The 7,497-nt window shown below is 69.6% G+C and carries 6 protein-coding genes and 1 other RNA gene; 4 read left to right on the forward strand and 3 right to left on the reverse strand.

Annotated features, from left to right (window positions below):
- Nucleotides 1–2 precede the first annotated feature (2 nt).
- From VBO01S_RS20440 to hmpA, 3 genes are all read right to left on the reverse strand, one after another.
- Complete coding sequence (locus VBO01S_RS20440) at nt 3–1,628, reverse strand: NAD(P)/FAD-dependent oxidoreductase (RefSeq protein ID WP_062478596.1); 1,626 nt, start codon at nt 1,626–1,628, stop codon at nt 3–5.
- 73 nt (nt 1,629–1,701) lie between these two features.
- Nucleotides 1,702–2,622 (reverse strand): cysteine synthase A, encoded by a 921-nt coding sequence (gene cysK / locus VBO01S_RS20445; RefSeq protein ID WP_062478599.1) that lies wholly within the window; start codon nt 2,620–2,622, stop codon nt 1,702–1,704.
- 115 nt (nt 2,623–2,737) lie between these two features.
- Nucleotides 2,738–3,922 (reverse strand): NO-inducible flavohemoprotein, encoded by a 1,185-nt coding sequence (gene hmpA, locus VBO01S_RS20450; RefSeq protein WP_062478602.1) that lies wholly within the window; start codon nt 3,920–3,922, stop codon nt 2,738–2,740.
- A gap of 135 nt (nt 3,923–4,057) precedes the next feature.
- Between hmpA and norR the strand changes: the two genes are divergently transcribed.
- The 4 genes from norR to VBO01S_RS20470 form a co-directional block, all read left to right on the forward strand.
- Nucleotides 4,058–5,656, forward strand: a complete 1,599-nt coding sequence (gene norR, locus VBO01S_RS20455; RefSeq protein ID WP_062478605.1) for a nitric oxide reductase transcriptional regulator NorR — start codon at nt 4,058–4,060, stop codon at nt 5,654–5,656.
- A 59-nt stretch (nt 5,657–5,715) separates the two neighbouring features.
- Nucleotides 5,716–6,084: RNase P RNA component class A (gene rnpB, locus VBO01S_RS20460), an RNA gene on the forward strand.
- Nucleotides 6,085–6,250: 166 nt separating this feature from the next.
- Nucleotides 6,251–6,709, forward strand: coding sequence for a MarR family winged helix-turn-helix transcriptional regulator (locus VBO01S_RS20465; RefSeq protein ID WP_062478607.1), 459 nt, complete (start codon nt 6,251–6,253; stop codon nt 6,707–6,709).
- Nucleotides 6,710–6,721: 12 nt separating this feature from the next.
- Nucleotides 6,722–7,497 (forward strand): FUSC family protein (locus tag VBO01S_RS20470; protein WP_255221157.1); only part of this gene is annotated, 776 nt, incomplete at its 3' end.

Genomic DNA, 7,497 nt, shown 5'->3' on the forward strand with positions numbered 1-7,497 from the left:
CGTCAAACGGCGCTGCCGAGCACGCTGCGCGCCACGGCCTCGGCCACCTTGATGCCGTCCACGCCGGCCGACAGGATGCCGCCCGCGTAGCTCGCGCCTTCGCCGGCCGGGTAGAGGCCGCGCACGTTGAGGCTCTGGAAGTCGTCGCCGCGCGTGATCTTGATCGGCGACGAGGTGCGCGTTTCCACGCCGGTGAGCACGGCGTCGTGCGTGTCGAAGCCCTTGATCTTGCGGCCGAAGGCCGGGAAGGCCTCGCGCATCGCCTCGATGGCGTAGGCGGGCAGGGCCTGGTGCAGGTCGGTGGGCGTCACGCCGGGCTTGTACGACGGGATGATGCTGCCCAGCGCGGTCGAGGGCTTGCCGGCGATGAAGTCGCCCACCAGCTGGCCCGGCGCGTGGTAGTTGCTGCCGCCGAGCACGTAGGCGTTGCTTTCGAGCTGGCGCTGCAGCGCGATGCCCGCGAGCGCATCGCCCGGGAAGTCGCGCGGGTCGATGCCCACCACGATGCCCGCGTTGGCGTTGCGCTCGTTGCGCGAGTACTGGCTCATGCCGTTGGTGACCACGCGGCCCGGCTCGCTGGTGGCCGCGACCACGGTGCCGCCGGGGCACATGCAGAAGCTGTAGACCGAGCGGCCGTTGCTGGCGTGGTGCACCAGCTTGTAGTCGGCCGCGCCCAGCAGCGGGTGGCCCGCGTGGCGGCCCCAGCGGGCGCGGTCGATGAGGCCCTGCGGGTGCTCGACACGGAAGCCGATGGAGAAGGGCTTGGCCTCGATGTGCACGCCGCGCGCGTGCAGCATCTCGAAGGTGTCGCGCGAGCTGTGGCCCAGCGCCATCACGACGTGGTCGGCGCGCAGCTCGCGGCTCTGGCCCGTCGTCTGGTCGAGCACCGTCAGGCCGCGCAGGTGGCCGTCTTCGATGTGCACGTCGGTCACGCGCTGCTCGAAGCGGATCTCGCCGCCGAGCGCGACGATCTGCTCGCGGATGTTCTCCACCACCTTCACCAGCTTGAAGGTGCCGATGTGCGGATGCGCGACGTACAAAATTTCGGGCGGTGCGCCGGCCTTCACGAACTCTTCCATCACCTTGCGGCCGAGGAAGCGTGGGTCCTTGATCTGGCTGTAGAGCTTGCCGTCTGAAAAAGTGCCGGCGCCGCCTTCGCCGAACTGCACGTTCGACTCGGGGTTGAGCACGCTCTTGCGCCACAGGCCCCAGGTGTCGCGGGTGCGCTGGCGCACGGTCTTGCCGCGTTCGAGCACGATGGGCTTGAAGCCCATTTTCGCGAGCATCAGCGCCGCGAAGATGCCGCAGGGACCGAAGCCGATCACCACGGGGCGCGTCGCATCGTCGGGCGCCTGGCCCGGCGGCGTGTAGCGCATGTCGGGCGCGGGCTGGATGTGCGGGTGGCTGGCGTGCTTGGCCAGCAGCGCGGTTTCGAGCGCGGCATCGGCCAGCTGCACGTCGCAGATGTAGACCGTGAGCAGGTCGACCTTGCGGGCGTCGAAGCTGCGCTTGTAGACGGTGTGGGAGGCGATCGCTTCAATCGGAACGTCGAGCGTCCGGGCGATCAGGGTGGCCAGCGCCTCTGGGGCGTGGTCGAGCGGGAGTTTGAGTTCGGAGATTCGCAGCATGTCGTGGGGCTTGTGGTTATCAAGCAGACCGACGATTTTAAGCGCCCGGGGCGCTATGAAACTTGTAGCTGGATCAGGCGGGCAGGAAGCCTTCGACGGAGAGGTAGCGCTCGCCGGTGTCGTAGTTGAAGCCCAGCACCACCGCATCGGGCGCCAGCGAGGGCAGCTTCTGCGCAATGGCCGCGAGCGTCGCGCCCGACGAGATGCCGACCAGGATGCCTTCCTCGACCGCGCAGCGGCGTGCCATTTCGCGCGCGGGTTCGGCGTCGACCTGCAGCACGCCGTCCAGCAGCGAGGTGTCCAGGTTCTTCGGGATGAAGCCCGCGCCGATGCCCTGGATGGGGTGGGGTGCCGGCGCGCCGCCCGAGATCACGGGCGAAGCCACCGGCTCCACCGCGAACACCTGCAGCTTGGGCCACTTCTTCTTGAGCACCTTCGCCACGCCCGTGATGTGGCCGCCCGTGCCCACGCCGGTGATGAGCACGTCGATGCCCTCGGGAAAGTCAGCCGCGATCTCTTCGGCCGTGGTGCGCACGTGCACGTCGACGTTGGCGGGGTTGTTGAACTGCTGCGGCATCCACGCGCCCGGCGTGCCGGCCACGATTTCCTCGGCGCGGGCGATGGAGCCCTTCATGCCGTTGGCGCGCGGCGTGAGGTCGAAGGTGGCGCCGTAGGCCAGCATGAGGCGGCGGCGCTCCACCGACATGCTGTCGGGCATCACCAGGATCAGCTTGTAGCCCTTGACGGCCGCGACCATCGCCAGGCCGATGCCGGTGTTGCCCGAGGTGGGCTCGACGATGGTGCCGCCGGGCTTGAGCGCGCCGCTCTTCTCGGCGTCTTCCACCATCGACAGCGCGATGCGGTCCTTGATCGAGCCGCCGGGGTTGGCGCGCTCCGACTTGATCCAGACCTGCTGTTTCGCATGGCCGAACAGGCGGTTGATGCGGATGTGCGGCGTGTTGCCGATGGTCTGGAGGATGTTCTGGGCCTTCATGGAATCTCCTTGGGTGCGAGGGTCGGATGGTCAGCGCGCATTGTGGCGCCCCCTGGGCCGGGTTGCACCCGGCCCGCGACCGTTTCAGCACGAGGGGATGGCAGGCCGTTGCGGTTCAGGCCTCCAGGGCTTCCAGCGGCCCGAAGAACTCGTAGCGAAGCTGTTGCTTGGGCACGCCGAGCGCCAGCCCGTTCGCATACACCGCCTGCATGAAGGGCTTCGGTCCGAGAAAGTACAGGTCGACATCGCGGTCTTCCGGCAGCAGCCCGGCCAGCAGCTCGCGGGTGACGAAGCCGGTCGCATGCGGCGTGTCGCTCTCGCGCGGCGCGTCGTAGACATACAGCGGCTTCACGTTCGCATGCCGCTGCGCCAGCGCGTCGACGCGGGCGCGGAAGGCGTGCGCACCGCCGTGCCGCGCCGCATGGACGAAGTGCACCGGCCGGCCCGTGTGCGCCACCGATTCGAGCATGCTCATCGCGGGCGTGATGCCCACGCCGCCCGTCACCAGCACGAGCGGACGCGCCTGCTCGCCCGCGGGCTGCAGCACGAAGTCGCCGCACGGCGCCTGCACCTGCAGCCGCGTGCCGACCGCGGCGGCTTCGTGCAGCCAGTTCGAGGCGCGACCGCCTTCTTCCTTCTTCACGCTGATGCGGTACCACGGCTTGCCCGGCGCGTCGGACAGCGAGTAGTTGCGCCGCACCGGCTGGCCGTCGATCTCCAGCACCAGCGTGAGGTATTGCCCCGGCGAGAACGCCAGCAGCGCGCCGCCGTCCACGGGCTCCAGGTAGAACGAGGTGATGACCTCGCTTTCGTCCTCGCGCCGTGCCACGCGGAACTCGCGCGTGCCGCGCCATCCGCCGGGTTGCGCCGCATTGGCGCTGTAGACGGCTTCTTCCGCGGCGATGAGCAGGCCCGCCAGCGATTCGTAGGCCTCGCCCCATGCGGCGATCACCTCGTCGGTCGCGGCATCGCCGAGCACCTCCTTCACGGCGCGCAGCAGGTAGTGGCCGACGATCGGGTAGTGCTCCGGCAGCACGCCCAGCGCGGCGTGCTTCTGGATGATGCGGGGCAGGGCGCCGGCGATCGCTTCGAGCCGGTCGATGTGCGCGCCATACGCGATGACCGCGCCCGCCAGTGCGCGCGCCTGCGTGCCGGCGGCCTGGTGCGCCTCGTTGAAGAAGGCCTTCACCTGCGGATGGCCCTCGAACATGATCTTGTAGAAGTGGCTGGTGATGGCCTCGCCGTGGGCCTGGAGCGCGGGCACGGTGGACTTGACGATGGCGATGGTTTGCGGGTGCATGGTCTGGCGCTTCCTCTGTTGAGATGCGTTGGTCATCTCACGATCCGTGCCAGCCGGAGGGCCTCTGCAAGTGCTTGACGTCATTGGGGATTTACCGGGCGTGGTCAAATTCACAACAACTCCAGCGTTGTACTTATGACCACATTGCGTGTCGATTCGACCACCGAAGCCTCACCACCTGAGCCCGAGCCCGAGCCCGAAGCCGAGGCCGCCCGCTACCGATCGCTGCTCGCCGCCGCGCGCGGACTGGTCCGCTGCGATGCCGCCGCGCTGCTGCAGCTCGACGTCGACGTGCTGAAGCCCGTCGCGGTCGACGGCCTGAGCGATGAAACCCTCGGGCGCCAGTTTCCCGTCGCCGCCCATCCGCGCTTCGCGCGCCTGCTCGCCAGCGAACGGGGCCTGCGCTTCGCCCACGACAGCAACCTGCCCGACCCGTACGACGGCCTCGTCGCCGGCCAGCCGGGCATCCTGCCGGTGCACGACTGCATGGGCGCGCCGCTGCGCCTGCGCGGCGCCGTCTGGGGCTTGCTCACGTTGGACGCGCTGGAGCCGCACGCCTTCGATGCTGTGGGCCCGGCGCAGATGGAGGCACTGATCGCCCTCGTCGAAACCGGCATCGAGGCCGCCGACACGATCCGCGAGATGCAGGCGCGCGCCATGCGCGAGCAGGCCGTCGCGCAGGCGCTGCGTGCGGGGCGTGGCGCGCCGCGCGAGCTGCTGGGCAGCAGCCCGGCGATGAAGCAGCTGTGCCACGAGATCGACACCGTCGCCGTGTCCGACCTCACGGTGCTGCTGCTTGGCGAAACCGGCGTGGGCAAGGACCTCGTCGCGCAGCGGCTGCACGCGCGCTCGCGTCGCAGCGAGCAGCCGCTGGTGCAGGTCAACTGCGCGGCGCTGCCCGAGTCGCTGGCCGACAGCGAGCTCTTCGGTCACAAGCGCGGCGCGTTCACCGGCGCCGTGCAGGACCGCGACGGCAAGTTCGAGATCGCCGATGGCGGCACGCTCTTTCTCGACGAGGTCGGCGAACTGCCGCTGAGCGTGCAGGCCAAGCTGCTGCGCGTGCTGCAAAGCGGCGAGGTGCAGCGCCCCGGCAGCGACCGCATGCGCAAGGTCGACGTGCGCGTGATCGCGGCCACCAACCGCGACCTGCCCGCGGCGATCGCGCAGGGGCGCTTTCGCGCCGACCTGTACCACCGGTTGTCGGTCTATCCGCTCGTCGTCGCGCCACTGCGCGAACGGGGGCGCGACGTGCTCGTGCTCGCCGGCAGCTTTCTCGAGGAGAACCAGCACCGGCTGGGCGCGCGCAACCTGCGGCTCTCGCCGGCGTCGAAGGCCGCCATGCTGGCGCACGGCTGGCCGGGCAACGTGCGCGAACTCGAGCATGTGATCAGCCGCGCCTCGCTGCGGGCGTTCAGGGAACAGCCGCGCGGCTCGCGCTGGACGGCCATCGAACCGCATCACCTGGCGCTGGACAGCGCTGCCGCCGTGGGGGGCGCGGTGGCAGCGCCCGTGCAGGCCCCGGCGAACGAACACGCGGGGCCTGCCATCGCTGGCGGCACGCTGCGCGAGGCGACCGAGGCCTTCCAGCGGGCCTGGCTCTTGGAACTGCTGGCCCGCCACGGCGGCCGCGTGGCCAGCGCCGCGCGCGAGGCCGGCATCGACCGCAGTAACTTCCATCGGACGTTGCGCAAGCTGGGCCTGGTGCAGGCCGGCGACAGCGAAACGCCCGGTTGAAGGTCGGCGCGCGACACCGCTTGAAGGGTCATTGATGGGGCGGGCGATAATCGAGAGGTGAAGCACGCCAGACCGCCGCTGGTGCAAGCCCGAAAGGGACGACGCTCTGCCTTCGGGCAACAGCATCGGGTCGAAAGATCGCACTGGAGGAACGTCCGGACTGCACAGGACAGCGCAGGAGTTAACGACTCTCCACCGTGAGGTGAGGATCAGAGCAACAGAGACGAGCCGATTCAGTTCGGGTGAAACGGGCAATCTCTGCGCGCAGCAACACCAAGTAGGCCAGTATTGAGGTGGTTCCGCTGAGCTGGCGGGTAGGTGGCATCGAGCCGTTTGGCGACAAACGGCCCAGAGTAATGGCGGTCACGCCGGGGTCTTCGCAAGAGGGCTCCGGTGCACAGAATCCGGCTTATCGGCGAGCTTCACACTTTTCTTTCCCTTCCCCCTTCCCCCTTTTCCCTGGGCCGCGCGCCGGCGTCGTGCGCGGCCGCGTGCAAAACTCGGTAGAAACCCGTACAATTGTTAGCAAGCTAACTAATTGATAACGCCGTGGCCGATACCGAACCCATCTCCCCGTTGCGCGAACACGCGCTGATGCGGCTCGGCACCTCGCTGTCGGTGCTCCAGCGCGGCTACCGCGCGGCGGCCGACAAGGCGGTGGCGCACGTGGGCCTGTCGCAGACGCTGGCCTGGCCGGTCGTGGTGCTCGGGCGCATGGAAGACGGCGTTCGGCAGGGCACGGTGGCCGAGGCGCTGGGCATCGAAGGGCCCTCGCTGGTGCGCTCGCTCGACCAGCTGGTCGAGGCCGGCTTCGTCGAGCGCCGCGAAGACCCGGCCGACCGCCGCGCCAAGACGCTGCACCTCACGCCCGCCGGCCGCGCCGTCTGCGAGCCCATCGAGGCCGCGCTGCGCCAGATGCGCTCCGCGCTGTTCGAAGGCATTCCCGACGAGGACATCGCCGCCACCTTGCGCGTCTTCGGCGCGCTCGAGGCCAAGCTCGGCCGCAGTGCCTCCGGCATGCAGAGCCTGCAGCAGGAAGGGCGCGGCCAGTAAATGGCGATGTCGATGGCCCTGCCGCGCTTCACCCGCGCGGAAGTTCTCTTTTCCGTCAAGAGCTTCGCCGCCGCGATGCTGGCGATGTACCTGGCCAGCCGCGCCGGCCTGCCGCGCCCCTTCTGGGCGCTCATGACCACCTACGTCGTCGCCCACCCGCTGGCCGGCGCCGTGCGCTCCAAGGCGGTGTTCCGCTTCTGCGGCACGCTCATCGGCAGCGTTGCCACCGTGCTGATGGTGCCCGCGCTGTCCAACGCGCCCGAGCTGCTCACGCTGGTGCTCGCGCTGTGGGTCGGGCTGTGCCTGTATGTGTCGCTGCTCGACCGCACGCCGCGCTCGTACGTCTTCATGCTCGCGGGCTACACGGCGGCGCTGATCGGCTTTCCGTCGGTGCAGACGCCGCTCGTGCTGTTCGACACCGCCGTGGCGCGCGTGGAAGAAATCGGCCTGGGCATCTTCTGCGCCACGCTGGTCCACAGCCTCGTGCTGCCCGCCGGGCTCGCGCCCACCGTGCTGGGCCTGCTCGACCGCACGCTGAAAGACGCGCGCCAGTGGATCGGCGACCTGTTCCAGCCCGGCGACCGCAGCACGCCCAAGGACGCGGACCCCAAGCGCCTGGACGACGACCGCCGCCGCCTCGCCGGCGACATCACGCAGCTGCGCCTGCTCTCGACCCACGTGCCCTTCGACACCACGCACCTGCGCTGGACCGCCGGCGCGATCCGCGCCATGCAGGACCGCGTGGCGGCGCTCACGCCCGCGCTGTCGGCCGTCGAAGACCGGCTGCA

It is taken from the genome of Variovorax boronicumulans NBRC 103145 (genome assembly GCF_001591345.1).
GTDB classification, from domain to species: domain Bacteria; phylum Pseudomonadota; class Gammaproteobacteria; order Burkholderiales; family Burkholderiaceae_C; genus Variovorax; species Variovorax boronicumulans.